Here is a 25,688-nt window from a genome sequence, read left to right as displayed (position 1 = left end):
CTGATCTACGGAGCCTGTTATGTCCTTGACCGATCGTATTGCCCAGGGCCTGGCGGCCGGCTGGAAAGTTACCGACGCCACCACTCTCACCACCGACCAGACCCACGAAGCGGATGTCGTGGTTATCGGTACCGGTGCGGGAGGCGGCACCACCGCGGAAATTCTCGCCCGCGCCGGACTCTCCGTCATCCTGGTGGAGGAAGGGCGGCTGTATTACCAGAAAGACTTCCGGATGGACGAGCTGACCGCCTATGCGGCCCTGTACCAGGAAGGGATGAGCCGGGTAACCCGCGACGGCGCCATCGCCATCCTGCAGGGCCGCTGTGTCGGCGGCTCCACAACCGTCAACTGGACCTCCAGTTTCCGCACCCCGGACGCCACCCTGAATCACTGGGCAGACCGCTTCGGCCTCGACGACCTGCGCCCGGAGGCGATGACACCCTGGTTTGCCGGCCGCGAACAGCGCCATAACATCGCGCCCTGGGCGACTGACCCCAACGTCAACAACGACATTCTGCGCCAGGGCTGCGAGCAGCTGGGTTACTCCTGGGCGGTCATCCCGCGCAACGTCAAGGGCTGCTGGAACCTCGGCTACTGCGGTGTTGGCTGCCCCACCAACGCCAAGCAGGGCGCCCTGACCACCACCATTCCCGGCGCCCTCGACCACGAGGCCCGGCTGTTCCACGGCCTCCGGGCAGAACGCCTGGTGATGCGCCAGGACCGGGTTGACCACCTGATCGCCTCCGCCCTGGCGGCTGATGGTGTGACACCGTCCGGCGTCAGCGTTACGCTGCGGGCCCGGCATTTCGTAGTTGCCGCCAGCGCCATCGGCTCGCCGGGCTTGCTGTTACGCTCGGATATCCCGGACCCCTATCAGCGTCTTGGCAAGCGTACCTTTCTCCATCCGGTCAACGGTACCGTGGCGCAGATGCCCCAACAGACCGACCCCTATTACGGCGCCCCCCAATCGATCTACTCAGACCACTTCAATTTCAGCAGCGGTGTCGCTGGTCCGGTCGGCTTCAAACTGGAAGTGCCGCCCCTGCACCCGGCAATGGCGGCCGGCATCGTGCCGGGCTACGGCGAGGATCAGCGCGACACCCTCGGCAAGCTGCCCTGGCTCCAGTCTGTTATTGCCCTGCTTCGGGATGGCTTTCACGAGGACAGTCCGGGCGGCACCGTCAGCCTGCGGGATGACGGCAGCCCGGTCCTGGACTACCCGCTCACCGACTATCTGTGGGAAGGCCTGCGACGGGCATTCCGGACCATGGCGGAGATCCAGTTTGCCGCCGGCGCCGAACGGGTCCGGCTGATTCACCTCGACTCCCCCTGGTTCCGTTCCTGGAAGGAGGCCCGTGGGGCGATTGATGCGCTGCCCATGAAACCGCATCGGGTGCGAGTGTTCACCGCCCACCAGATGGGCGGCTGCGGCATGGGGGCAGACCCGCGGGAATCCGTGGTCAACAGTTTTGGCGAGCACCATCAGGTTACCAACCTGAGCCTCCACGATGCGTCGATCTTCCCGACCAGCATCGGGGCCAACCCGCAGCTGTCGGTGTACGGGCTGGCCGCGCGCAACAGCACCCGGCTGGCCGCAAGGCTGCGCAGCTAGTGCCGGCGCACTTTGCCAAGGGTTTCGGCGGCATGAGCGGCAGTGTTATCCTGTGCCCTTTCCAGCAAAGGAGCTGTGCATGCCCAAAGTCATCTATCCGGGAACCTTTGACCCGATCACCAACGGCCATACCGACCTGATCGAGCGGGCCGGCAAGATGTTCGATGAAGTGGTGGTCGCGGTCGCCTACAACCCCAAGAAGCAACCGCTGTTTGACCTGGATGAGCGTTGCGAGCTGGTTCGTCAGGCCACCGCCCACCTGGACAATGTCACCGTGACGGGCTTCAGCAACCTGCTGGCAGACTTCGTCCGTTCGCAGCATGCCACAGTAATCCTGCGCGGCCTGCGGGCGGTGTCGGATTTCGAGTACGAGTTCCAGCTGGCCGACATGAACCGCCACCTGGCACCGGAGGTGGAGAGCGTGTTCCTCACCCCGGCCAACCACCTGTCGTACATTTCCTCGACGCTGATTCGGGAAATCGCCTCTCTGCACGGGGACGTGTCAGAGTTTGTCGACCCGGTGGTCGCCAACGCGCTGAAAAACAAGTTCAGCAACCGTTGAGATTGCACACAGCGCAGCACGGATCCGGTAGAATAGCGTTGTTTATCGAAGTACCTGAGGTAATGCCTGATGGCCCTGATGATTACCGACGAATGCATTAACTGCGACGTCTGTGAACCGGAATGCCCCAACGAAGCGATTTCACCGGGGGACGAGATCTACATCATTGATCCCAACAAGTGCACCGAGTGCGTCGGCCATTACGATGAGCCACAGTGCCAGCAGGTGTGCCCGGTGGATTGCATACCGGTCGACCCCGAGCGGGTGGAAAGTGAAAGCGAACTGATGGAGAAATACCATCGCCTGACCGGGCTCTGAGCAATACCGGCTGCCCGCCGGCATTGCTCCGGGCAGCCGGTTCTCCGGGATCAGATCACCGGCGGCAACGGAATCAGGGTGCCGTTCACGTCCACCGTCAGATCCTGCAAGCGCGCGCGCAGGACCAGCCGGTCGCCCTCCTGCACCACCATGCCTTGCTCGATCAGTGGTAACAACTGGCCCTTGAGCTGAGGATAACGCTCGCTCAGCGCCACCGGCACACTGACCCGGAAATCACCGGTCAGTCGTTGCATGACCATCAGCATCTCCGCTTTTTCGTCATCGCTCAGTGCAGGGTGACGGATCAGCAGCTCTCCCGACACTTCTCCCTCCGGGGTGGTCAGACTGATGCTCGGAAAACCGAATACCATGCCGTTGGCGGCGAGCGTGCGCAGTGCCTCGGTCATCTGCCCCATGGCCGCCATCTGCTGCTCGAACAGTTGCTGCGGGTCAGCCGCAGGATCCAGCGCCACCGCCTGCAAATCGGTCATTGCACCGATAAAACTGTTCCAGCCCGCCACATCAAAATCTTCCAGCACCATGTCGACACGATGCGGCCCGCTGGACTCACCGTCAGCGGTCAGGCTTTGCAGGCTGATACTGCCCTCGGTGGTAATGGTGGTGCCGCCGTCTCCGGCACGGGTTTCACTGTGCACCGCCAGGCTATCCAGGCCGACCGGCGGCTGCTCGCCGGCGGTCACGGCCAGGCGCGCCAGCGTGAGATCCCCGGTGCCGGTCCAGACATCGCCCTGCAGGCGCGTCATGGACTGCTGAAAACGGACGTTCTCGACACTGATCCGGCTCGCGCCATCCTGCAATGCGGCACCGGGCCACAGCAGGGAAATCTCGGCCGCATTGCCGCCGTCACGGATCGTTGCCGTGCCGACGGTTTCCGCCACCTTGATCGATTCACCGGTCGCGTCATCCAGCAGGCTGATCGCCGGCACCGTAAGCTCGGCAACTGCGGTGCCCCAGAGCCGGGTTTCCAGGGTCAGGCGGGGCTGCTCATCGGGGAACAGTGGCGCTAGCCCGGCGGGCAGTTCCGCCGCCGTGAATTCGAGCAGGCTTCCGGTTACCCCATGTGAGGCGGTGCCGTGGTAGCTCAGCCGCAGCGGCTCGCCGGTTTCCGGGTGGTGGTAGAGCAGTGTGCCGTTGAGGTCAGCACTGAACAGTCCGCGCCGGTAGCCGGCGGTTTCCACCTGAAAGAACGGCTGGGAGGCGTTGACCTCCCGGGCGGCCTCCTGCCATTGCTGCTCGGTAACAACTCCCACAGCCCAGGGCGCCGCCACCCCGCCTGCCAGCACCACAATACCGGCAACTATCCATCGTTTTTTCAAAGTCCACGCTCCGCCTGATCCGGGCCGGTGTCTCCGGCCCTGTCGTTATTTTCCGGTAAGCCGTTCCAGCAACACCGTCTGTGCCGCCACACGCTCCTCACCCTCGCCGGGATGATTCTGGATGTAACTGCCGTCGGGCTGCAACATCCAGCTCTGGCAATTGTCCGCCAGGTAGGCGTCCAGGTCGTCCTGCAGCCTCGCCGCGAGTTCCCGGTCATCCACCGGGAATGCCACCTCGACCCGGTTGACCAGGTTACGGACCATCCCGTCGGCGCTCGAGCAGTAGGTTTCCGGCCGGCCATGGTTACCAAAATGGTAGACCCGCGTATGCTCGAGAAAGCGCCCGACAATCGAACGTACCCGGATGTTCTCGGACAGCCCCGGAACTCCGGGCTTGAGACAACAAATGCCACGGATGATCAGGTCCACCTCGACCCCGGCCTGGGAGGCGCGATAGAGTGCCTGCATCAGATCCGGATCGGTCAGTGCGTTGATCTTGAAAATGATCCGCCCCCCGGTTCCGTAGCCCGCCTCGCGATCCACCAGCTCGATCAGGCGGCGATGCAGGGTGAACGGGGCGTGGAACAGCTTCTTGATCTTGAGCGCCTTGCCCATCCCGGTCAGCTGCTGGAACAGCTTGTTGACGTCATCCCCCAGGGCATCGTCGCAGGACAACAGGCTGTAGTCGGTGTACAGGCGAGCGTTGCCAGCATGGTAGTTACCGGTGCCAAGGTGGACATAGCGCTTGAGCTTGCCCTCCTCGCGCCGGACGATCAGGATCATCTTGGCGTGGGTCTTGTAACCGACCACACCATACACCACGATGACCCCGGACTCCTGCAAACGGCTGGCCAGCTCCAGGTTTTCCGCCTCATCAAAGCGCGCCCGCAGCTCGATCACCGCGGTGACTTCCTTGCCCCGCCGGGCCGCATCCATCAGAGCCTCGACAATCTCCGAGTCGGCTCCGGTTCGATACAGGGTCTGGCGGATAGCCAGTACCTGGGGATCCTTGGCCGCCTGGCGGAGAAAATCGATGACTGGGGTAAAACTCTCGAACGGATGCAGCAGCAACACGGGCTGCTGGCGGATTGCGTCGAAGATGATTTCCTTGTTGCGGATCTGCTTGGGCACTGCGGGCGAGAATCCCGGATATGTCAGGTCAGGACGATTCACCAGCCCGCTCACGGCCATCAGCCGGGTCAGGTTTACCGGGCCATGCACCTGGTACAGGTCCCGTTCGGTGAGACCGAATTCCCGCAACAGGAACTGCACCAGCTCCTCCGGGCAATTATCGGCCACCTCCAGACGGACACCATCACCAAAACGGCGACTCAGCAACTCGCCCCGCAACGCCGATGCCAGATCTTCGAGATCATCTTCCAGTTCCAGGTCCGCATTACGGGTCAGGCGGAACTGGTAGCAGCCTTTGACTTCCATGCCGGGAAACAGTTCGTCGGCGTGCGCATGAATCATCGAGGACAGAAATATCAGGTTCTCACCGCCGTCGCAGACCTCATCCGGCAACCGCACCAGACGCGGCAGTGAACGCGGTGCCGGCACGATTGCCATCCCGGTCTCGCGGCCGAAGGCATCCTTGCCGTCAAGTTCAACAATGAAGTTGAGGCTCTTGTTGACCAGTCGCGGGAACGGATGCGAGGGGTCGAGACCGATGGGATTGACCACCGGCAGGATCTCGTCTTCGAAGTAGCGCTGCACCCACTCGGCCTGGGCCGGCGTCCATTCCTTGCGGCGGACGAAGTTGATGCCCTCTTTTTCCATTTCCGGAATCAGCACATTGTTGAGGATGTCGTACTGTTCGTGGATGTGCTCATGGGCAACCCGGCTGATCTCCGACAGCAGCTGCTCCGGCAGCATGCCGTCGGGGCCAACGCTCTCGCGGCCGTACTTCATCTGCTGGCGCAGGCCGGCTACGCGGATCTCGAAGAACTCGTCCATATTGCTGCTGAAGATGCAGCAGAAAATCAGCCGGTTAATGAGGGGATGATTGGAGTCCAGCGCCTGCTTGAGCACCCGGTAGTTGAACTGCAGGTGGCTCAGCTCGCGGTTGAAATAGTTCTCACTGGCGGCCGGGTCGATGGCGATCACCGGCAGCGGTTCATCCTGGCCCGGCAGCGTGGGCACCGGCGTCAGGGCGTTGACAGAATCCGTACTCATTACTGGTGTTTCCTTGCAAGGTTCAGCGGCCACCGGATCCGGTGGCCGCCCGGTTTGTTACTGGCCTTTCAACAGACGTGCCGCGCGTACCGCGAAATAGGTCAGGATGGCGTCAGCACCGGCCCGGCGCATGGCGGTCAGACTTTCCATCATGACGGCATCACCGTCGAGCCAGCCGTTCTGGGCCGCGGCCATGTGCATGGCATACTCGCCACTGACCTGGTAGACAAAGGTCGGCACCCCGAGTTCACGCTTGACCCGATGCACAATGTCCAGGTACGGCATGCCCGGCTTGATCATGACCATGTCGGCACCCTCGGCCAGGTCCATGGCGACCTCGTGCAGCGCCTCGTCGCTGTTGGCAGGATCCATCTGGTAGGTCGCCTTGTTACCTTTGCCGAGATTGGCCGCGGAGCCGACCGCATCGCGGAAGGGCCCGTAGTAACTGGAGGCATACTTGGCAGAATAGGCGAGAATCCGGGTGTTGATGTGGCCGGCGGACTCCAGCGCCTCGCGAATGGCGGCGACCCGGCCATCCATCATGTCTGACGGGGCGACGATATCGGCGCCCGCATCGGCGTGGGACAACGCCTGGTTGACCAGCGCCTCGACGGTAATGTCGTTCAGCACATAGCCGTCATTATCAATAATGCCGTCCTGGCCGTGGGTAGTGAACGGATCGAGCGCAACGTCGGTAATCACGCCCAGTTGCGGAAACTGCTTTTTCAGGGCGCGCACCGTGCGCTGGGCCAGCCCCTGGGAGTCCCAGGCACCGGAACCGGACAGGTTCTTGTGCTCTGCAGGTACCACCGGAAACAGCGCAATGGCCGGAATCCCAAGCTCCACCAGCTCGGCGGCCTGCTCAAGCAACAGATCGATGCTCAGCCGCTCCACACCGGGCATCGAGGGTACCGCTTCCCGCTGCTGCTCGCCCTCAAGGACGAACACCGGATAAATCAGGTTATCTGCCGACAGGCGGTTTTCCCGCACCATCCGACGGGAAAAGTCATCGGCACGGTTGCGACGAAGCCGGGTACCGGGAAAGCTACGGGGATGCGGTACAAACACTGGAAACCTCCTGCGACAGTCAGAGTGGTCAAAGCCATGAATCATCTGCCCATCATACACGGCCCGGGGGCCAACCGGCATTGCTACTAACCGCACAATAACAGCGACGGATGAACACCCTGTGACCACCGGAGGCGGGGCGTCAGCCCGGTCCGGTCACCGGATGGAGTCGAGGGCTTCAGCCCGCGCCAGTTCCGCTCCGTGAAAATACGACGCCCGCAGGCGTTCGATACCCGCTGCCAGCTCCGGCGCCGCCAGGCCGCTGGCCTGGAGCCTGGAACGTTCATCGCTGTAGGCCTGCCAGCGCCGGCCCCAGTCCTCCCGCTCCGCTTCCGCCTGCTCCAGCCGTCTCGCGGCGGCCTCGCCGAACTCCGTCTCCCGATAACGCCGCAGCGCTTCCGGGTCGTCGGCCAGGGTCGCCTTGACCCGTTCGTAGTCGGCAAAACGCCGGGTGGCCTGGCGAGCCTCCCGCAACGGCGCCGGTAACGCCTGCTCCGCGCGGGCAATTGCTGCGGCCTGTTCGTCCGCCGTCAGATTGCTGTCTTCCCGGATCCTCAGGCGGGCAACCTGAAACTCATCAACCGCTTCATCGGCGGCAAAAAACGCGGTCGCGGTGCGGTCGTCGAGGAAACTGCGGCGCAGCGCCTGCACTTCTCCCATCCGGCGCGCCAGTTCGGCAGCACCGGTTGCCCCCTGCCCCTGGTAGCTTGCCTCCAGGTCACTGACTGCGAGCTTGTAATCCAGGTAACCGGCGAGCACCTCCATGGCCTGCTGGCGCGCCGGCTCCACCAGAACCGCCAGCGCTTGCCGGATTCGGGCCACCAGTTGCGGCAGAGTTTCCTCCCCCAGCGCCGACAGGTAGTACTCGAACAGGGTACGCAGCTGCGCGGTAGGGATCAGATTGCCGGCGCTGTCTACCCGGGCCCAGCCTTGCGGTACCGAGGTACCATCCAGCGAGGCCGGCAGCTCTGCTGGCACGACGAGTCCAGCCACCGCAGGCACCAGTTGCGACGGTTTGTCTGCAGTGGGCAGTGGGAGATCGTTGCGCGACAGGGTCTCAGTGACGGGACCTGACGGCAGCGATGGCGCGGGCGGCCCGCCGGCGGTCGACGCGAGATACCAGGTCATGGCAGCAGACAACACCGCCAGCAATAGCAGTGGCACCAGGGCCAGACGAATGTTCCGGTTCATGATGTGGCTTCTTGTTGTTATGGCTTGATGTTATGACGGACGCAAACTCGGTAACAGGACATGACTGACGCGAACCGGTCGGTCACGACCTCGTCAAGCATAGAACAGGAGAACGGCAAATGGCGGGACAGCCGTCAAGAAAACCGAAAGCGGCGGTGGTAAGACCACCGCCACCGGAATCTTACCCGGCAAATCAGAGGGAGCGGTTATTGAAACCGACTTCCACCTTGCGGGGCGCATCCGAACGCAGCGTGGTATCCACTTCCTGGATTCTGCCACCCTGATTCAGAAACGCCTCGATGTCAGCCGACAGCTGGGCGCGTACCCGGGCGCGGCTGGCAATGGAATGATTATCCTCGTTGTCCGCAGTCCAGTTACCAGACTGCTCGAGGTTGCTTTCATCGAATTCACTCATGGGCCTTTCTCCATCAGCGAACACTATACTTACGAGCCCGGACAACCGCGCAGGATGCTGGCTCTGTCTCGGTGAACAGCGGCGATAGCGTCACCTTGGCGTCTTTATAATCGGCTTTTGTTTTCAACGCCATTTCCCGGCAACCTGTTTTTTGTAATTTTTTGTAACAAGCTTTAAGTGTGTTTCAGGACAATGAGTTACGCACCATCAGCTGATACACTACTACGTTGACACAAGAAATGAATAATGATTCACTTATTTACAAGGAGTCAGCATGGCCTATCGGGAAACCGAAAAAGTGCGCCAGCGGAAGCAGGAGGCCCGCAACCGCATCCTGGAATGCGCCTATGCGTGCGTTGCCGAAGGCGGTTTCCGCAGCGCCCAGATCACCGCGGTAGCCAGCCGTGCCGGCATAGCCACCGGAACCATTTATCGCTATTTCGACTCGAAGGAGGAGTTGTTTGCGGAAATTTTCCGGCTAGCCACCCAGCGCGAGGTCGATAAGGTCGCCGAGGCACTTGCCGGCGCGGGTCCGGCCGCTGCTCGCCTCGAAGCAGCCCTGCGGCGGTTTGCCGACCGCGCCCTGCGGGGACCTGTGATGGCCTGGGCGTTGATCGCAGAGCCGGTCGATCCGCGGGTGGAAACGGAGCGCCTGCAATATCGCAGGGCCTATGCCGACCTGTTTGAAAAAGCCATAAAGGAAGGAATCGCGGACAACTCGATCCCGGCCCAGGATGCCCGGCTCAGCAGTACCTGCCTGGTCGGCGCCATAGCAGAAAGCCTGGTGGGACCGTTGTCCCCCGGCCATCTGGAGATGACGCGGAACGGCAACGGGAATCCGCAAGCAGTCACTGACAAATCGCTGGTCGACACCATCATCCATTTTTGCATGCAGGGGTTGACCGGCATCAGGAGATAACCATGAATGCCCGTCAGCCCTCACCGGATACTGAAGCCCGCTCTACCGAGGCCTCTGACCGCTACCTTGCGGTAACCCACGAAGTGGTGAACCAGCCACCGGCCCTCGAAAACTACAACCTGTACCTGCAAGACCGCGCCCTGCAGGAGGCCGTCCGGCGCGAAGGCGCCGACTGGGCCGAGGCGGGGCTGGACCGTTTCGGCGCCCTGTGCGGCACCGCCGAATCCATCGAACTCGGCTTTCTTGCCAATGAAAACAAGCCGGTGTTTCACAGCCATGACCGCTTCGGCCACCGCATCGACCAGGTCAACTTCCACCCCGCTTACCACCAACTGATGACGCGGGCCTTCGAACAGGGCCTGCACAGCAGCCCCTGGACCGCACCCCGGGCCGGGGCACACGTCGAGCGGGCAGCAAAATACTATATGCACTCCCAGGTCGAGGCCGCCCACTGCTGCCCGGTCACCATGACCTTCGCCGCCATCCCGTCCATCCGCAAGCAACCGGAACTCGCAGCGGCCTGGGAGGGCCGGATTCTGGCCAACAGCTACGATGCCCGTAACCTTCCCGACGCAGACAAGGGGTCGGTCACCATCGGCATGGCAATGACCGAGAAACAGGGTGGCAGCGATGTCCGCGCCAACTCGACCCGCGCCTGGCCGGTTGGTCAGCCGGGGCCCGGCCAGGCTTACGAACTGGTCGGCCACAAGTGGTTCGTCTCAGCTCCGATGTGTGACGCCTTCCTGGTTCTCGCCCAGACCGAGAGCGGACTGTCCTGCTTCCTGATGCCGCGCTGGTGCCCGGATGGCAGCAAGAACCCCTGGCAGGTGCAGCGCCTGAAAAACAAGATGGGGAACGTCGCCAACGCCTCCAGCGAAGTCGAACTGCGAGGTGCCCTGGCGTGGATGGTTGGAGAGGAAGGCCGTGGGGTGCCGACTATTATTGAAATGGTCGCGATGACCCGTTTTGACTGCATGATCGGCAGCGCAGCGGGTATGCGCCAGGCGGCTGCCCAGGCCCTGCATCACTGCCGCCACCGCAGTGCCTTTGGCCAGCGGCTCAGTACCCAGCCGCTGATGCAAAACGTGCTGGCCGACCTGGCGCTGGAAAGCGAAGCGGCGCTGGCCTACACCATGCGGGTAGCCCGCGCCCTCGACAACCAGCATCTGGAACACGAACGGCTACTGGCCCGGCTGGCTACCCCGGTCGGCAAGTACTGGATCTGCAAACGTACCCCGAATCACGCGTACGAAGCCATGGAGTGCATCGGTGGCAGCGGCGTGATGGAAGATTGCATCCTGCCGCGACTGTTCCGCGAGTCGCCGGTCAATGCCATCTGGGAAGGCAGCGGCAACGTGCAGTGCCTCGATACCCTGCGGGTTCTGCAGCGGGAACCGGAAGCGCTGGACGCCTTCTTCCGGGAAGCCAGCGAAGCCCGCGGCGCTAACCCGCACTTTGACCGCTTCCTGGCCCAGCTGCAAAACGACTTCGCCGATACCGGCGAGCTGCAGTACCGTGCCCGTAACCTGGTCGATCGCCTGGCAGTCCTGATGCAGGGGGCCCTGTTGCTGCGCAATGCGCCGGCGGAAGTCGCCGATGCCTACTGTGCTTCACGCCTGCAACACAACGGGGGCCAGAACTACGGCAACCTGCCCCGGGGCATCAACCCGAAGGCCATTATCCAGCGCGCCACACCTGTAGTAGACTGAGGTTCAATCGACCCTTGCTGCCGCCTCCCGCAGGCGGCAGCCTCCTGAAACGAGCCCGAAAGTATGTCTGATACCCTGCGGCGGTTACTGGCAGAGCCCCGTCAACATCCCGCAATCACCCCCCATATCGGCGTGCTCACCCTGCACTTCCAGCTGTATGGTTGTGACGACCTCAAGGCCAAACGGAAAGTATTTGCGCCCCTGCGGGTGCTTTGGGGCAAAGAACCCGATGTGGCGGTGGCCGAAACCGCCGACCTGGAGGCACTGGATTGTGCAACCTGGACCATCGCCGTGCTCGGCACCTCCTCACAGCTGATTAGCCAGCGTCTGGATCTGATTGAAAAGGCCATTGAGGAAAAGATCGATGCGGCCATTCTGGAGGTTCAGCGGGAACTGCTGTGAGCCAAAGGCGAATCTGCCACCATGCTGAAACTCAGTTTCGCTGTGGTACACATTCCTGTGACACCGTATACTACGCGACCTCAAGGAAACCTCAGGGGCTGGGCCGTACCAATTTCCCGGTAATGTGCCAGACTCACCCCTCAGTCGGTAAGGAATCACCGCAAGTAACATTGTCCGTCGGGCAGCCGGGTACGGCCCGCCGGGATACCACTGAATCAGTGTGGCGCCTATGACCGGTAAAAAAAAATATGCTCAGGCCTCGGTCGAGGCCATGTATCGGGTATTCACCGTACCCGAGGCACCGGAGTCGACCCTCAGCCGGATTGACCAGGACATTTCCCGCAACCTTGCCGGGTTCCTCCAGGAACACATCGTGGCAGTGGAGCGGGACCTTAGCGATGTGGAGAAGTACTTCTCCGACTACGCCATTCCCGAGAAGCCGATCTTTGTCTCCGAGCAGGCCCAGTTCCTGCTCGACAACCTGGTGGCCAACTCCGTCCATACCGCGTCTCCCAGTTTCATCGGCCACATGACGTCAGCGCTGCCCTATTTCATGCTGCCGCTGTCGAAGATCATGATTGCGCTTAACCAGAACCTGGTAAAAACGGAAACCTCCAAGGCCTTTACGCCCATGGAGCGTCAGGTACTGGGCATGATTCATCGCCTGGTGTACCAGCAGGACGGCGCGTTCTATCGCAAGTGGATGCATGATCCCCGTCACGCCCTGGGGGCCATGTGTTCCGGTGGCACCATTGCCAACCTGACCGCCCTCTGGGTTGCCCGCAACCGCGCCTTCCCGGCAGAAGGCAGCTTCCGCGGCATTCACCAGGAAGGCCTGTTCCGCGCCCTGCGCTACTATGGCTACGAAGGTGCCGCCATCCTGGTCTCCCGCCGCGGCCACTATTCCCTGCGCAAGGCGGCGGATGTCCTGGGGCTGGGGCGCGACGCCCTGGTAGCCGTGGATACCGACGACGACAACCGTATTCAGGTTGATGCCCTGCGGGACAAGTGCCTGGAACTGCAGAAACAGAAAATCAAGGTGATGGCCATCTGCGGCATCGCCGGCACCACCGAAACCGGCAATGTCGATCCGCTCGAGGCCATGGCTGACATTGCCCGGGAGTTTGGCGCCCATTATCACGTGGATGCGGCCTGGGGCGGCCCCACCCTGTTTTCCCGCCAGCATCGCCACCTGATGAAGGGTATCGAGAAGGCGGATTCGGTCACCTTTGACGCCCACAAACAGCTTTACGTCCCGATGGGCGTCGGCCTGGTGGTGTTCCGCGACCCGAGCCTGGCCAGCGCCGTGGAACACCACGCCCAGTACATTATCCGCAAGGGATCGCGGGACCTGGGCAGCACCACCCTGGAAGGCTCACGGCCCGGAATGGCGATGCTGATCCAGTCCGGGCTCAAGATCCTGGCGCGGGAAGGCTATGAAATCCTGATCGACCAGGGTATCGATAAAGCCCGCACCTTTGCGGCGCTGATCGACAGCCAGCCGGACTTCGAATTGGTCACCCGGCCGGAGCTGAACATCCTCACCTATCGTTACTGCCCCGAGGAAGTCCAGCGCGCCTTTGCCATGGCCGACCCGGCACAGGCCGAGAAGCTCAATACCTGCCTGAACCGGATCACCAAGTTCATTCAGAAAACCCAACGGGAGCGGGGCAAGGCGTTTGTCTCACGGACGCGGCTCGAACCGGCGCGTTACAACCACTTCCCCTGCATCGTGTTCCGGGTGGTACTGGCCAACCCGCTGACCACCCAGGAAATCCTGGCGGATATCCTGGAGGAGCAACGCCTGCTCGCCGCGGACCCTGAGGCAGCCGATGAAATGGCCATCCTGACCCAGACCGCCAACAGCATCCTTGCCGGCCAGGCGCTGACCAACAAACGCGCCTGAACCAAAAACGGCGGGGTGGTTAAACCAGCCCCGCCGTTGCCTGCATTATTTCGTTAACCGGTCAGTACAATGCGGCCTCGTCGTCCAGCACCTCGTGCAGAATGTCGAGGAACATGCGATCTGCGTCACTCCAGTTTTCCGGAATCCGGATGGTGGTATTGGCACTGATTTCCCGTGCAATCAGTTCGTCCGAGCCCGGCTGATCCCGAAACTTGCGGGCAATCTCCACAGATTTGACCGCAATTGTCGGGTCACTCAACACCTTCTTGATAAACACCCTGAGTTCGTCAATTACCTTGGCCTGGCGGCTTTCTGCTGCTGTGCTCATCGTTACTCCCCGGATCAGTTGGCAACCCGGGGCCACCTGGCCCCGGTTTCAATAGCTATAGTATGGAGCAAGCCTCCGGCTGACGGCCAGTCCTGCCGGAACAGCCGGTCAGAGCAGCAACCCGCGCAGCGTGAAGAACAGAATCGCAGCCATGATCGCCGACGCAGGCACCGTGATAATCCAGGCCGCCACGATCCGTGTCAGGTGTGACCGCTTGACCATTTCTTCCCGATAGATCTTTTTCAGCCGCTTGCGCTCGGACTTGGACAGCGGAACATTGTTCTTGTTCTTCTTGGCCTTCTTCAGCAGGCTCTCCATTTCCTCCACTGAAGCATTGCGGAAATCATCGAGAAACGGCTGCAGACGCTTCCGCTCTTCCTCATCATGTTTCTCAATGATGTTGTGCAGCTGGGTCGCGTAGTTGGACTTCAGGTATTCGCGCAGGAAGCCGACGCCGAATACGCCACCAATCGCAATGTGGGTGGAACTGACCGGCAGGCCAAGCTGAGACGCAATAATCACCGTCAGTGCCGCCGACAGGGCAATACAGAAGGCCCGGGTCTTGTCGAGCTCGGTGATCTCGCTGCCCACAGTCTTGATCAGTCGTGGACCGAACAACATCAAACCGACTGCCAGTCCGAGGGCGCCCACCAGCATGACCCACAACGGAATCTTGGCAGCGGTCACCACCGCACCGGCGCTCAGGGCATCGTTAATTGCTGCCAGCGGGCCGATGGCGTTGGCAACGTCGTTGGCGCCATGGGCAAAACTCAGCAGCGCGGCGGCAAAGATCAGCGGCCAGGTAAACAGCGAGTTAACACCGGCGGAGCTGTTCTCCATGGTGGCTGCGCGACGTCCGACCAGGCTCCGCATGGCGAAGAACACCATCGCCGCCAGCGCCAGCCCGATCAGCAGCGCTTCGGTAAAGTCCACCTTGACGACCTTCTTGACGCCCTTGACCATCAGGTAGGTACCGAAGGCCCAGGCCATGATGGCCACCAGCCAGGGCACGAAAATCCGCGCCGCAGGCACCACATTGTCCCGGTACAGCACGGTCTTCTTGATGGCAAACAGGAAAATGGCCGCCAGTACACCGCCCATCACCGGCGAAATCACCCAGCTGGCGACGATCTTGGCCATCACCCCCCAGTCGGCAATGCCCCAGCCGCCCGCTGCGATCCCCGCCCCGAGCACGCCACCCACAATCGAATGGGTGGTGGAAACCGGAGCCCCCATCCAGGTCGCCAGGTTGAGCCACAACGCGCCAGCCAGCAACGCCGCCGTCATCAGCCAGACAAAGGTTGCGGTGTCGGACAGGTCGCCGGCATCGATGATGCCGCCCTTGATGGTCGACACCACATCGCCACCGGCGATCAGTGCGCCACCGGCTTCGAAAACGGCCGCGATCAGCACCGCCCCACCCAGGGACAGCGCACCGGAACCCACCGCCGGCCCGACATTGTTGGCGACGTCGTTGGCGCCGATGTTGATGGCCATATAGCCACCGATAACGGCAGCCGCCGCCAGCAACATGCCGCCGGAGAGGCCTGCGGCCTGCTGAGCCACGAACAACCAGATCCCGAGCAGGAACAGCAGACTGATACCAATACGGTAACGTTCCGTGGAGGGGCTGGTCAGCAGAGAGTCCAGAAAACCTTGGTTTTTGGCCATGACAGATCAAATCTCACTCATGGTGAATCAAGGGCGCCACTATAATTTTTTTGTCATCAAATTGAAACCGCGGCTTCATCTGCGCCAACAATCGTCAAATGTGCGAAAAGTCGCTATAAAACTCGCGGATGTTGACTCATAATCGCCGCAAAGACGCCAATAATTATAAAAACATTCAGTCGAGACACCATGACCGAAGTAACCGGAACCCAATTCCTTGCTGCCCGCAACGGCGAAGAGGCCACGGTCGCCCGCCTGATGACCGGGGTGTCGCTGATGGCGCTGGCGTTTCTGCTCGGCATCGGCGCCAAAGCCTGGTACGCCGATCATCAGACCCACGCTTACGCGCTCTGGCTGTTTGCCGGACTGGTGTCGGTCAATCTCGCCCTTTACGCCTGGCGCCGCGATCACGTCTTGCAGCGCCTGGGCATGCTGCTGGTGGTAGGACTGCTCTTTGCCTACCTCATTGCCTCCGGCGGCGAAAGCAACACCGGGCCCCTGTGGTTCTATGTATTTCCACCCCTGCTGTTCTACCTCACCGACCTGAAAACCGGCACCGCCTTGCTGCTGCTGTGCCTGCTGTTTGCGGTCATCGTGTTCAGCTTTCCCGCGTTGCCGTTTGTTTCAGGTGAGTATAGCGGCGATTTCAAGATCCGCTTTTTCGCCACGATCACTTTTGAATCCATTTTCTGCTTTGTACTGGAAGCCAGCCGCCTGAAAGCCCGCAATGAACTGATGGCACTGGCGGTCAGTCACGACCAGGCAGCGCGCACCGATGAACTGACCGGACTGTCCAACCGGCGCGACATGCAGCAGCGCCTGGGCGCGGAATACTCCCGCTATCAGCGCTCCGGGCACCATTTTTCGGTCGCCCTGGTGGATCTCGACCTGTTCAAGCGTATCAATGACGATTACGGCCACGATGCCGGGGATGCGGTCCTGGTGCAGTTTGCCCGGCGCGTCCGCTCCCTGATCCGGCAAACCGACGTCGCCGCGCGATGGGGTGGCGAGGAATTCCTGCTGCTGCTGCCCGACACCTCGCTGCTGCAGGCACTGACGCTGGCCGAACGACTGCGGGCAGACATCGAGCACACCGAGTTCTGCTTTGATGGTCACCGCCTCCCCGTTACCATCAGTGTGGGGGTGTGCTCCGTCACCCAGGCGGACTCGGTCAACCAGCTGCTCCGGCTGGCCGATATTAACCTCTACAACGCGAAGGAATCCGGCCGCAACCGGCTGGCACCCCGGGTGCGCAGCCGCACAACCGGTGGTGATGCTCCCGATGCTCCGGGCAACTGACAACGCATCAGGGCGGCGGACGGAGGGAAAACTTGAGCGGTACCAGCGGCGTCGCTACCATGGCGGCTTTTACAACTCCTGACAGGACACGCCATGGCATCCGTTCAGATTCTGGTAGGTACCGTATACGGCGGTGCGCTGCTCACCGCCCGGACAATCCGGGAGGCTCTCGCCGCCGAGGGTCACCACATTACCGTGCATGAGCAACCCACCCTGGCCGGGCTGACCGGTAACGACGACCCGGTCCTGGTCTGCACCTCCACCACCGGCCAGGGCGAAGTTCCCCCGAACCTGCTGCCGTTCTACCTTGAACTCCGCGACCAGCTGCCCCAGCAACCCGGGCGCCCCTTCGGGGTCATCGTACTCGGCGACAGCTCCTACGGTGACACTTACTGCGGTGCCGGTGACCTGATGGAAGAAGCGCTGCTCGAGACCGGAGCACGCAAAGTGGGCGATACGCTGCGTATTGATGCCATGGAAACGACCGAGCCGGAGGCGGAAGCCCTGCCATGGGTCCGGAATTGGCTCAAACATGTTGCCTGAAGCGGGATGTTGCTGCTTGAGCAGCACCCCGGCCGGGGGCATACTGCAACTACCGCGTTCCGAACACGACCAATAACCACAACAAACCGGATCCACGTGCGCCAGATTGTACTGTTACTTGCCCTCGCGGGTGCCTTGGTCATGGTGGCCGCCGGAGCTCAGGCCGAGCTGCGGCAATCCCGATGGATCGAACCCGCCGTGGACTACCTCAGGCTTGCGCCGGCGTCCGGCGCCACCCTGGCTGACGTTGTGACCACGGCTAACTGGCAACCGTTACCGGCGGAAAGCCCCAATTTTGGCTATATCCGCGACACCGTGTGGCTGCGCTTTGAGGTCATGCCGGCACCGGGCAATCGCCTGCTCGAGATCCGTTACTCCCAGCTCGACCACATCAACTATTATCTGCTGCGGGATGGCGAACTGGTGAACCAGGTCAGCACCGGCGATCGCCTGCCGTTCGACCAGCGCCCGGTCAAACACCGCAATTTTCTGTTCCCGTTCAATGCCAGCGGCGACCACCACTATCAGATCCTGCTTGAAGTGACTACCGAAGGTGCGATGCAGATCCCGTTGCGGGTCTGGCAGTCCGCCGACTTCTTTGAGAAAACCTCGGTGGAAGACCAGCTCCATGCGGTTTACTACGGCATCCTGATTACCGTTATTTTCTTCAACCTGTTTGTCTACCTGGCCCTGCGGGAAACCACCTACCTTCTGTATGTACTCAGCACCACCGGTTACCTGTTACTGATCGCCAACCTCAATGGCACCACCTACCAGTTGCTGTGGCCCGACCTGCCCTGGCTGCACAACCAGGCCATGCTGCTGACGATTCCGCTAGCCACCACCTTCACCCTGTTGTTCTCCCGCGCCTTCCTGCGGCTGCGCCGCAGCAGTCCATCGCTGGACCGCCTGCTACAACTCACCATCGCCGCCAACCTGCTGGTTGCACTGACCACCTTTATCCTCGACTACAACATTGCCATCCGCCTGACGGTCGCACTGGCCATCCCCAGCTGCCTGCTGCTGACCATCATCGGACCGGTCCAGTGGGTTCGGGGCAATCCCCAGGCCAGCTACTACACCATTGCCTGGGGCCTGCTGACCCTGGGCAGCGCAATTACCGGCGCCCATAAGTACGGCCTACTCCCCAACCACTTCATTACCTTTTATGGCATGGAGCTCGGCTCCGCCCTCGAAGCCATTCTGCTGACCCTTGCCCTGGCGGCGCGGCTGTTCCAGGAACGCCAGCAGAAGATTCTCGCCAAGGAAGCGGAAATCCGGGCCATGGCGGCCCGCAGCAAGGCCGAACTGCGCATGATGGAGCAGGCCCTGCATCATCCGCAGACCGGCTTGCCCAACCGCACCAGTTTCGAAATGCTGGTCAATGACCTGATCCAGCGCGAGCCCGATACCCGGCACGCCGTGGCGGTCATTCATCTCAACAACCTGGAAGCCATTACCAAGACCCTTGGTCATCGCAACACCGATCGCCTGCTGGAACTGGCAGCCCGGCGCTTCAACCAGATTGTCCGGGACCTGCCCGGCATTCACCCGGTAGAAAATTGCGAGGACCGCGCCTTCCACCTGGCCTCGCTGGAAGCGGCAACCTTCGGGTTCGTGATTGACAGCGACCAGATCGGCAACGCCCCGCGCCTGGTGCTGCAGGGCCTGGACCAACTCAAGGAGCCCATCGGCTACCTCGGCATGCAGCTACCGCTGGACCCGCAGATTGGCGTCGCCATCTTCCCGGACCATGCCCGCGACACCAGCTCGCTGATTCGTCGCGCCTACATTGCCCGCGAATCCGAGGAGGCCCGCGATCGTGGCATGGCCTATTACAAACCCGCGCGGGATTCCTACAGTGCGGAACGACTGACCCTGGTATCGGAATTCCGCCAGGCCCTGCAGCAACGTCAGCTTGAGCTGTATTTCCAGCCCAAGCTGGCCCTGCGGACCCGCACAGTGACCGGCCTGGAAGTGCTGATTCGCTGGCCGGGTCGCAAAGGCAGCATTCCGGTTGATGAACTGATCAACATGGCCGAGCAGACCGGGCTCATCAAACCGCTGACCCGATGGGTCCTGGCGCAAGCCATGACCGCCCGCTCCGAATTGCTCGCCGCCGGCCACACGGTCGGTTTGTCGGTGAACATCTCGCCCAACAATCTGCGCGAGCCGGAGTTTCCGCAGTTCGTCCAGCAGCTGATGACCGATCATCCCGAGCACCGGGGCCAGATCACCCTCGAGGTCACTGAAACTTCGATGATGCAGGATCCGGTCAACTCCCTGCGGGCGCTGAAATCCCTCAACGCCGCCGGCATTCCGCTGGCCATCGATGACTTTGGTTCGGGCTACTCGTCACTGTCCTACATCAAGCAGTTACCGGCCCGGGAAATCAAGATTGACCGTTCCCTGGTCACCGACCTGGCACGGGAAGCAGAGGATCGGGTGATTGTGCGCACCACCATCGATATGTGCCATAGCCTGGGTTATGCGGTGGTGGCGGAAGGCGTCGAGGACAGGACAACGCTGGAACTGCTGGATGGCATGGGCTGCGACATGGTGCAGGGCTTCGTGCTGACTCGCCCGCTGCCGCTGGACGAGATTCGCAAGTGGCTGGACGCCGGCAGCGGCCTGGCGCCCTGCCTGTCGGGCTGAGCTAGCAGCCACCCCGGGTGGCCGGCAACAGTCAGGAGCGCAGGCGGATCAGTGCTTCCTGCGCGGTGGACGCCACCAGGACGCCGTCGCGGGTAAAGAAGTTGCCACGATTGAAACCCCGGCCGCCGGAACCACTGGGGCTGTCCTTGTCGTACAGCAACCAGTCATCCATGCGGAAGTCGCGGTGAAACCAGATGGCATGATCCAGGCTGGCGGCCTGCAGCTTGCGGTTCATGAATGTCACCCCGTGCGGGTTCAGTGCGGTTGCCAGGAAACTGAAGTCTGACGCGTAGGTCAGCAGGCAGCGGTGCAGCACCGGATCGTCCGTCAGTGTGCCCTGGGCACGAAGCCAGCTCTGTTTGCGGGGCGGCAGCTTCTCGGGCTTGAGCGGGTTGACCGGGTTGACCGGCCGGATCTCGATAGGCCGGTTCCGGGTCAGGGTTTCCCGCAACTCTTCCGGAACATGGGGCACCAGCAGTTCCGCCCAGTCCTGCTCGGATTTCAGGCTGTCGGGATCCGGCGCCGCGGGCATGTCGAGCTGGTGCTCGAAACCGTCTTCGGCCACCTGGAAGGACACCGAGCCAAACAGGATTTCCTTACCCTGCTGCCTGGCAATCACCCTCCGCACCGTAAAGCTGCCACCATCGCGGACCCGCTGCACCTCGTAGTCAATGGGCAGGCGGTGATTTCCCGGGCGCAGGAAATAGGCATGCATGGAGTGAGGCAGTCGTCCCTCCACCGTCCGGCTGGCCGCCATCATGGCCTGACCAAGAACCTGGCCGCCAAAGACGTTGGGAAACCCGAGATCCTCACTCTGGCCCTGGAAATGATCATCGCCGATCGGTGCCAGATCCAGCAGTTCAACCAGTTTTCTGGTCACTTCAACCATGCCTGCTCCTGTAAATGGTTAGCTGACGAAGGGGTTTTCTACCGCAACCGGTGGTTTTACGCAACGAAAAAAGCCGGCAAACCACCTCCGGTCAACCTCGCGGACGGTCGGAGGACAGCCTGCCGGCTCCCGCCCTCAGCCGTGAAGGGGCGGTACCTCCCTGGCCAGCGCCTGTTTCTCTACCGCAAAATCCCCGGTCACCGCAAAACCCAGCACCTGACCGGAGCCATCCCGGAACAGGGCGCGGACACTGTTGCCCGTCCGCTCCGCGTCCCATTCACCGCTGGCAGCGACAGGCGGTGGACAGACGGCCACCGGGCAGCATGGGGTCTTGACCATAACCGGCATAGTGCCGTAACTGACTTCGGTCCGCTCGCCGGTCAGTGACTTCGCCAGGGCCCGCGCACAGGCCATCAGTGGCAACACATACAACAGCACATGGCCATCCACCTCGGCGCAGTCACCGAGGGCATAAACATCGGCGGCAGAGGTCTCAAGGGCGCGGTTCACCACGATGCCGCGTGCGGTGGCAATACCGGCCGCTTCCGCCAGTCCGGTCCGTGGCCGCAGACCGATCGCCGAGATCACCAGATCGGCGGCCAGCGACTCACCGTTGGCCAGGGTCAGGCGCACCCCGTCCCCGTCCCGGGCAATCCGCTCCACGACGGTTTCAAGGTGGAACCGTACCCCCAGCTCAGCCAGCGCATCACGCACGGCATCCGCTGCCACCGCCGGCATCAGCCCCGGCATTACGGTGTCAGAAGGTGCAATCACATCCACCTCAAAACCGCCGTTATGCAGATCATTGGCAAATTCACAGCCGATCAGCCCGGCACCCATAATGGCGACCCGCCGTTTACCCGCCAGCGCCTTGCGGAATGCCCGGTAATCCATCAGGTCATTGATCGAGAACACATGCTCCTGACCGTCCCCGGCCAGTGGCAGGCGAATCACATCCGCGCCCCAGGCCAGCACCAGTTTGCCGTAGGCCAGGCGCTCGTCCCCGAGGTGCAGCACATGGCCCGCGGTATCAATGCCGGTCACCGTCGTATGGGTGCGCAGTTCAATGTTGAGCTGCTCCACCATCGCCGCCGACGTGGCCTGGGCCAACTCGTCGGCCTCCTTGCCCTTGGTGAAACCGGTGGAGAGCATCGGCTTGGAATAGCTGAAACCATCGTCGGCTGTGACCATGACAATGGCCACATCCTTATCCTGCTTACGGATTTCCCGGGCCAGGGAATAGCCGGACAGCCCGGTGCCGACAATCACAATCGGGGCATCAATACTCATTCACTGCTCTCCTTGAGGGTTGCTGGGCACAGCGGCCGGATCAGCTGATCTCGATCATTTCAAAGTCTTCTTTGCCGACACCGCAATCGGGGCAGACCCAGTCATCCGGCACGTCCTCCCAGCGGGTACCCGGCTCAATGCCGTCCTCCGGCCAGCCTTCGGCTTCGTCATAGATCCAGCCACAGACCACACACTGCCACTTCTTCATATCCTGTCTCCTGGTTTTATCCGGGCGCAATAATAATTGTCGAACAATCGTACATGCAAGTTCTTTGCGCCATTAACTGCACGCCACGCCAGTCTCTCGGGCCATCATACCCATCGACTCGCCCGGCACCAATGCCAGCGACGACAGCAAGACAAGGCCTCTGCTGCCAATAGCAACAATTACCCATGGCATGCACTGCGGACAAACCTCCCTTCCACCGTCCCGGTCCGGTATAATCGGCGGTTTTACGACAGGATCCGACCGTTATGACCGATACCGTCGCCGAGATGAACCAGGTGCTGGCCGAAGCCGACTGCCTGGTACCGGAAACCCAGGTCCACGCCGCCATCGACGCCCTTGCCGCAGCCATTACCGATCAACTGAAGGACCGCAACCCGTTACTGTTCTGCGTGATGAACGGCGGCCTGATCCTGACCGGTCAACTGCTGCCACGGCTGAAGTTCCCGGTTCAGGCCGAGTACCTGCACGCCACCCGCTACCGCCAGGAAACCACCGGCGGGCTGCTCGAGTGGAAACTGCGTCCGGAAGCGAACATGCAGGGCCGCACCGTCCTGATCGTTGACGATATCCTCGATGAAGGTACCACCCTGGAGGCAATCGCGGACTATTGCCGCGCCCAGGGCGCCGAGACCGTGCTCACGGCGGTGCTGGTGGACAAGATACACGACCGCAAAGCCCGGCCCGGCCTGAAGGCCGACTTTACCGGCCTGGAAGTGGAAGACCGCTTCCTGTTTGGCTTTGGCATGGATTATAAAGGGTACTGGCGCAACGCACCGGGCATCTATGCCGTCAAGGGACTCTGACATCGGCGGCAACCGGGTACCGGCCACGCCGGACGCCCGCCCGCTGGCCATTCCGCCGACCGACTGGTACTGCTCCCTCGCCGCTGCCGGGCTCAGAAATCCGGAGGTGCACGGCCCGGCTCGCTACTGGCTGCAGGTAGAGGGCTCCTTTACCGCGGCGCTGAAAAAAGCCTGTGCCCGGTCCTTCCATGTGGAAGTGCAACGGGAAGGCTTCGCCACTCCAACCCTGGAAGAAGCCCGCCACCTGGCCATTCCCCTGCGCCAGCGTGCCTGGATCCGCGAGGTCCGCCTGTGTGGCGATGGTGCGCCCTGGGTACTGGCCCGCACCATTATTCCCATGGCCTGCCTCGAGGGTGCCGGCGGCCGGCTTCGCCACCTCGGCAGCAAACCCCTCGGCGCCTACCTGTTCAGCAGCCCTCACTGGCAGCGGGGCCCGCTGGAAACCGGTCTGTGCCGCCCGCAGGTCAGCGGACAGCCCGAAATCGCCCGGCGTTCGCTGTTCCACTGGGGAAACCGTGCCTTGCTGGTCGGCGAGTATCTTCTCCCTTCCCTCTATCGCCCGCACGGCCTTTAACCCGCCCCCCGGGGCTGGCTATAATCTCCGCATCCCGCTGCAACACACCCCAACCGGATGGTACCGCTATGCTGCTCCACGCCATGCCCGAACACGTCCAGAGTCGCCTCGCCGACTATGCCAGGCTGCTGCGAATCGACCGGCCCATTGGCAGTTTGCTGTTGCTGTGGCCCACTTACTGGGCACTCTGGCTGGCCGGCGATGGCAGCCCCACCGTTGCCAACATCGTGATCTTTACCCTCGGCGTTTTCTTCATGCGGGCCGCCGGCTGCGCCATCAATGACTTCGCGGACCGCGGCTGGGACCGCCACGTCAAGCGCACCATGGACCGCCCGCTCACTGCCGGCCGTATCAAGGCCTGGGAAGCCGTCGCGCTGTTTGGCGCCCTGTGCCTGCTGTCCTTTCTGATGGTGGTTTTGTTCACCAACCCGCTGACACTCTACCTGTCCTTCGGAGGCGCCCTGCTGGCTTTCATTTATCCCTTCATGAAACGCCACACCCACCTCCCGCAACTGTTCCTCGGCGCCGCCTTCTCCTGGGCCATCCCCATGGCCTGGGCAGCAGAAGCCGGCGAACTGAGTCAGATGACCTGGCTGCTGTTCACCGCCAACGTGCTCTGGACGGTCGCCTACGACACCTTCTATGCGATGGTTGACCGGGATGACGACCTGAAGGTCGGCATCAAATCCACGGCAATCCTGTTCGGCGATGCCGACCGGGCCATCATCGGCGTCCTCCAGGGGCTGACCGTGCTGATCCTCGCCCTTGTCGGTCACCAGGCCGGCCTTGGCGTGCTCTATTACCTGGGCCTGGCCGCCATGGCCGGCCTGTTCCTCTACCAGCAATACCTGGCCCGCGACCAGCAGCGGGCCCCCTGCTTCAAGGCATTTCTCAATAACAACTGGGCCGGACTGGCCGTGTTCATCGGACTGGCCCTCGACATGCTGGTTCGCTGAGGCGGCAGCCCGGCCGAACGCGCTCCCGGTGCGGACTTTACCGCCGGCAAAGCCGAACCTGTCATATACTTGTAACACGACGACGTTGTAATGAGGCAGCAACAAAACAAGGTCTGATACAGGTTAAAACACATGTCCGGAAAAACCGTCCTGATCGTAGACGACGAAGCCAGCATCCGCGAAATGATTGCCGTGGCACTGGAAATGGCGGATTACGACTACCTTGAGGCAGCGGATGCCCGCCAGGCCCACGCCCTGATCGTCGACAAACAGCCCGACCTGATCCTGCTGGACTGGATGCTGCCCGGCACCAGCGGCGTCGAACTTGCCCGGCGGCTGAAAAAAGAAGAAACCACCGCCGAGATCCCCATCATCATGCTCACCGCGAAGGCGGAGGAAGACAACAAGATCCAGGGCCTTGAAGTTGGTGCCGACGATTACATAACCAAGCCGTTTTCGCCCCGGGAGCTGGTCGCCCGCCTCAAGGCCGTGCTGCGTCGCACCACCCCCGCCGGCGTGGAAACTCCCATCGAGGTCGAGGGGCTAACCCTGGATCCCATTGGCCACCGGGTGACCACCAACGACGGAGCCCTTACCATGGGGCCAACGGAATACCGCCTGCTGCAGTTCTTCATGACACACCAGGAAAGGGTTTATACTCGCTCCCAGCTCCTGGACCAAGTGTGGGGCGGCAATGTCTATGTGGAAGAACGCACCGTCGATGTTCACATCCGGCGGCTGCGCAAGGCCCTGGGTGACAAATACGACCACCTGATCCAGACCGTTCGTGGTACCGGCTACCGGTTCTCTACCCGTACCGCCTGACCCGGACCCGCA

Annotated in this window: 24 protein-coding genes; 14 read left to right on the top strand and 10 right to left on the bottom strand. The window is 62.1% G+C overall.

Annotated features, from left to right (window positions below):
- The first annotated feature begins 19 nt into the window (after positions 1-19).
- The 3 genes from CLH61_RS14390 (at position 20) to CLH61_RS14380 (ending at position 2,492) form a co-directional block, all read left to right on the top strand.
- Positions 20-1,612 carry a GMC family oxidoreductase gene (locus tag CLH61_RS14390; protein ID WP_099615458.1) on the top strand — a complete coding sequence of 531 codons (1,593 nt, stop codon included), beginning with the start codon at positions 20-22 and terminating at the stop codon, positions 1,610-1,612.
- A gap of 79 nt (positions 1,613-1,691) precedes the next feature.
- On the top strand, positions 1,692-2,174 hold the full coding sequence (coaD, locus tag CLH61_RS14385) for a pantetheine-phosphate adenylyltransferase (RefSeq protein ID WP_099615457.1): 483 nt from the start codon (positions 1,692-1,694) through the stop codon (positions 2,172-2,174).
- Positions 2,175-2,243: 69 nt separating this feature from the next.
- Positions 2,244-2,492 carry a YfhL family 4Fe-4S dicluster ferredoxin gene (locus tag CLH61_RS14380; protein WP_099615456.1) on the top strand — a complete coding sequence of 83 codons (249 nt, stop codon included), beginning with the start codon at positions 2,244-2,246 and terminating at the stop codon, positions 2,490-2,492.
- A gap of 50 nt (positions 2,493-2,542) precedes the next feature.
- On the opposite strand, the gene CLH61_RS14375 is transcribed toward CLH61_RS14380, so the two are convergent.
- The 5 genes from CLH61_RS14375 to CLH61_RS14355 form a co-directional block, all read right to left on the bottom strand.
- Positions 2,543-3,829, bottom strand: coding sequence for a DUF945 family protein (locus CLH61_RS14375; RefSeq protein ID WP_228152654.1), 1,287 nt, complete (start codon positions 3,827-3,829; stop codon positions 2,543-2,545).
- A 45-nt stretch (positions 3,830-3,874) separates the two neighbouring features.
- Positions 3,875-6,004: a polyphosphate kinase 1 gene (ppk1, locus tag CLH61_RS14370; protein WP_099615455.1), complete on the bottom strand. Its 2,130-nt coding sequence runs from the start codon at positions 6,002-6,004 to the stop codon at positions 3,875-3,877.
- Between the two features lie 57 nt (positions 6,005-6,061).
- A complete protein-coding gene (gene hemB / locus CLH61_RS14365; protein WP_099615454.1) occupies positions 6,062-7,072 on the bottom strand; it encodes a porphobilinogen synthase in 1,011 nt (336 codons plus the stop codon).
- Between the two features lie 156 nt (positions 7,073-7,228).
- A complete protein-coding gene (locus tag CLH61_RS14360; RefSeq protein ID WP_099615453.1) occupies positions 7,229-8,263 on the bottom strand; it encodes a lipase secretion chaperone in 1,035 nt (344 codons plus the stop codon).
- Positions 8,264-8,456: 193 nt separating this feature from the next.
- The gene (locus CLH61_RS14355) at positions 8,457-8,678 is read right to left on the bottom strand and encodes a hypothetical protein (protein ID WP_099615452.1); all 222 of its coding nucleotides are present in this window, start codon (positions 8,676-8,678) and stop codon (positions 8,457-8,459) included.
- A gap of 274 nt (positions 8,679-8,952) precedes the next feature.
- Between CLH61_RS14355 and CLH61_RS14350 the strand changes: the two genes are divergently transcribed.
- From CLH61_RS14350 to panP, 4 genes are all read left to right on the top strand, one after another.
- On the top strand, positions 8,953-9,597 hold the full coding sequence (locus CLH61_RS14350) for a TetR/AcrR family transcriptional regulator (protein WP_099615451.1): 645 nt from the start codon (positions 8,953-8,955) through the stop codon (positions 9,595-9,597).
- A 2-nt stretch (positions 9,598-9,599) separates the two neighbouring features.
- A complete protein-coding gene (locus tag CLH61_RS14345) occupies positions 9,600-11,306 on the top strand; it encodes an isovaleryl-CoA dehydrogenase (protein WP_099615450.1) in 1,707 nt (568 codons plus the stop codon).
- 63 nt (positions 11,307-11,369) lie between these two features.
- Positions 11,370-11,708 (top strand): DUF503 domain-containing protein, encoded by a 339-nt coding sequence (locus tag CLH61_RS14340; protein ID WP_099615449.1) that lies wholly within the window; start codon positions 11,370-11,372, stop codon positions 11,706-11,708.
- Positions 11,709-11,937: 229 nt separating this feature from the next.
- Positions 11,938-13,614: a pyridoxal-dependent aspartate 1-decarboxylase PanP gene (gene panP / locus CLH61_RS14335; RefSeq protein WP_099615448.1), complete on the top strand. Its 1,677-nt coding sequence runs from the start codon at positions 11,938-11,940 to the stop codon at positions 13,612-13,614.
- Between the two features lie 61 nt (positions 13,615-13,675).
- Here panP and CLH61_RS14330 read toward each other — a convergent pair whose 3' ends face one another.
- Positions 13,676-13,942: a hypothetical protein gene (locus tag CLH61_RS14330; RefSeq protein ID WP_099615447.1), complete on the bottom strand. Its 267-nt coding sequence runs from the start codon at positions 13,940-13,942 to the stop codon at positions 13,676-13,678.
- Positions 13,943-14,050: 108 nt separating this feature from the next.
- Positions 14,051-15,613, bottom strand: a complete 1,563-nt coding sequence (locus CLH61_RS14325; protein WP_099615446.1) for an inorganic phosphate transporter — start codon at positions 15,611-15,613, stop codon at positions 14,051-14,053.
- Between the two features lie 189 nt (positions 15,614-15,802).
- Between CLH61_RS14325 and CLH61_RS14320 the strand changes: the two genes are divergently transcribed.
- The 3 genes from CLH61_RS14320 to CLH61_RS14310 all read left to right on the top strand — a co-directional run bounded on the left by CLH61_RS14320 (position 15,803) and on the right by CLH61_RS14310 (position 20,110).
- Positions 15,803-16,912 (top strand): GGDEF domain-containing protein, encoded by a 1,110-nt coding sequence (locus tag CLH61_RS14320; RefSeq protein ID WP_099615445.1) that lies wholly within the window; start codon positions 15,803-15,805, stop codon positions 16,910-16,912.
- A 93-nt stretch (positions 16,913-17,005) separates the two neighbouring features.
- Positions 17,006-17,455: a flavodoxin gene (locus CLH61_RS14315; RefSeq protein WP_099615444.1), complete on the top strand. Its 450-nt coding sequence runs from the start codon at positions 17,006-17,008 to the stop codon at positions 17,453-17,455.
- Between the two features lie 96 nt (positions 17,456-17,551).
- Entirely contained in the window at positions 17,552-20,110 is a 2,559-nt protein-coding gene (locus CLH61_RS14310) for an EAL domain-containing protein (RefSeq protein WP_322868260.1), read from the top strand.
- Positions 20,111-20,141: 31 nt separating this feature from the next.
- Here the strand turns inward: CLH61_RS14310 and CLH61_RS14305 are convergent, their stop codons facing one another.
- From CLH61_RS14305 to rubA, 3 genes are all read right to left on the bottom strand, one after another.
- Positions 20,142-20,999 (bottom strand): acyl-CoA thioesterase, encoded by an 858-nt coding sequence (locus tag CLH61_RS14305; RefSeq protein ID WP_099615443.1) that lies wholly within the window; start codon positions 20,997-20,999, stop codon positions 20,142-20,144.
- 135 nt (positions 21,000-21,134) lie between these two features.
- Positions 21,135-22,289, bottom strand: coding sequence for an FAD-dependent oxidoreductase (locus tag CLH61_RS14300; RefSeq protein WP_099615442.1), 1,155 nt, complete (start codon positions 22,287-22,289; stop codon positions 21,135-21,137).
- 40 nt (positions 22,290-22,329) lie between these two features.
- Positions 22,330-22,497: a rubredoxin RubA gene (gene rubA / locus CLH61_RS14295; protein ID WP_099615441.1), complete on the bottom strand. Its 168-nt coding sequence runs from the start codon at positions 22,495-22,497 to the stop codon at positions 22,330-22,332.
- Positions 22,498-22,763: 266 nt separating this feature from the next.
- Between rubA and CLH61_RS14290 the strand changes: the two genes are divergently transcribed.
- From CLH61_RS14290 to phoB, 4 genes are all read left to right on the top strand, one after another.
- Positions 22,764-23,321, top strand: coding sequence for a hypoxanthine-guanine phosphoribosyltransferase (locus CLH61_RS14290; protein ID WP_099615440.1), 558 nt, complete (start codon positions 22,764-22,766; stop codon positions 23,319-23,321).
- Positions 23,302-23,895, top strand: a complete 594-nt coding sequence (locus CLH61_RS14285; protein ID WP_099615439.1) for a chorismate--pyruvate lyase family protein — start codon at positions 23,302-23,304, stop codon at positions 23,893-23,895. Before CLH61_RS14290 ends, CLH61_RS14285 begins: the two co-directional genes overlap by 20 nt.
- A gap of 68 nt (positions 23,896-23,963) precedes the next feature.
- Complete coding sequence (ubiA, locus tag CLH61_RS14280) at positions 23,964-24,851, top strand: 4-hydroxybenzoate octaprenyltransferase (protein WP_099615438.1); 888 nt, start codon at positions 23,964-23,966, stop codon at positions 24,849-24,851.
- A 132-nt stretch (positions 24,852-24,983) separates the two neighbouring features.
- Positions 24,984-25,676 carry a phosphate regulon transcriptional regulator PhoB gene (gene phoB, locus CLH61_RS14275; RefSeq protein WP_099615437.1) on the top strand — a complete coding sequence of 231 codons (693 nt, stop codon included), beginning with the start codon at positions 24,984-24,986 and terminating at the stop codon, positions 25,674-25,676.
- The last annotated feature ends 12 nt before the right edge of the window (positions 25,677-25,688 follow it).

The organism is Marinobacter profundi (assembly GCF_002744715.1).
In the GTDB taxonomy this organism is placed as follows: domain Bacteria; phylum Pseudomonadota; class Gammaproteobacteria; order Pseudomonadales; family Oleiphilaceae; genus Marinobacter; species Marinobacter profundi.
The sequence above is the reverse complement of the archived record's forward strand: the minus strand, read 5'-3'. Positions and strand labels throughout refer to the sequence as shown.